This window comes from Aeromonas sp. Y289-2 (assembly GCF_027705925.1).
Classification (GTDB): Bacteria; Pseudomonadota; Gammaproteobacteria; order Enterobacterales; family Aeromonadaceae; genus Aeromonas; species Aeromonas veronii.
This window is the reverse complement of the sequence record NZ_JAPDCH010000047.1, coordinates 1-1,074: the sequence shown is the minus strand read 5'-3', so window position 1 is coordinate 1,074 and position 1,074 is coordinate 1. Positions and strand designations below refer to the sequence as shown.

Here is a 1,074-nt window from a genome sequence, read left to right as displayed (position 1 = left end):
GGTAAGCAGAGTTTTTGAAATGTAAGGCCTTTGAATAAGACAAAAGGCTGCCTCATCGCTAACTTTGCAACAGTGCCCTCGCCTGGGGATTCCCTTTCGACCCGAGCATCCGTATGATACTCATGCTCGATTATTATTATTATAGAAGCCCCCATGAATAAATCGCTCATCATTTTCGGCATCGTCAACATAACCTCGGACAGTTTCTCCGATGGAGGCCGGTATCTGGCGCCAGACGCAGCCATTGCGCAGGCGCGTAAGCTGATGGCCGAGGGGGCAGATGTGATCGACCTCGGTCCGGCATCCAGCAATCCCGACGCCGCGCCTGTTTCGTCCGACACAGAAATCGCGCGTATCGCGCCGGTGCTGGACGCGCTCAAGGCAGATGGCATTCCCGTCTCGCTCGACAGTTATCAACCCGCGACGCAAGCCTATGCCTTGTCGCGTGGTGTGGCCTATCTCAATGATATTCGCGGTTTTCCAGACGCTGCGTTCTATCCGCAATTGGCGAAATCATCTGCCAAACTCGTCGTTATGCATTCGGTGCAAGACGGGCAGGCAGATCGGCGCGAGGCACCCGCTGGCGACATCATGGATCACATTGCGGCGTTCTTTGACGCGCGCATCGCGGCGCTGACGGGTGCCGGTATCAAACGCAACCGCCTTGTCCTTGATCCCGGCATGGGGTTTTTTCTGGGGGCTGCTCCCGAAACCTCGCTCTCGGTGCTGGCGCGGTTCGATGAATTGCGGCTGCGCTTCGATTTGCCGGTGCTTCTGTCTGTTTCGCGCAAATCCTTTCTGCGCGCGCTCACAGGCCGTGGTCCGGGGGATGTCGGGGCCGCGACACTCGCTGCAGAGCTTGCCGCCGCCGCAGGTGGAGCTGACTTCATCCGCACACACGAGCCGCGCCCCTTGCGCGACGGGCTGGCGGTATTGGCGGCGCTGAAAGAAACCGCAAGAATTCGTTAACTGCACATTCGGGATATTTCTCTATATTCGCGCTTCATCAGAAAACTGAAGGAACCTCCATTGAATCGAACTAATATTTTTTTTGGTGAATCGCATTCTGACTGG

General features: G+C 56.5%; 1 protein-coding gene. It reads left to right on the top strand.

Translation table 11 applies throughout. From position 1 onward, the window contains the following. Positions 1-153: 153 nt before the first annotated feature. Positions 154-969: a sulfonamide-resistant dihydropteroate synthase Sul2 gene (sul2, locus tag OKC43_RS21645; protein WP_001043260.1), complete on the top strand. Its 816-nt coding sequence runs from the start codon at positions 154-156 to the stop codon at positions 967-969. The last annotated feature ends 105 nt before the right edge of the window (positions 970-1,074 follow it).

Bases quoted from the DNA above. Each gene is read 5' to 3' on its own strand.
- sul2 (WP_001043260.1), top strand. From the start codon at position 154: ATGAATAAATCGCTCATCATTTTCGGCATCGTCAACATAACCTCGGAC.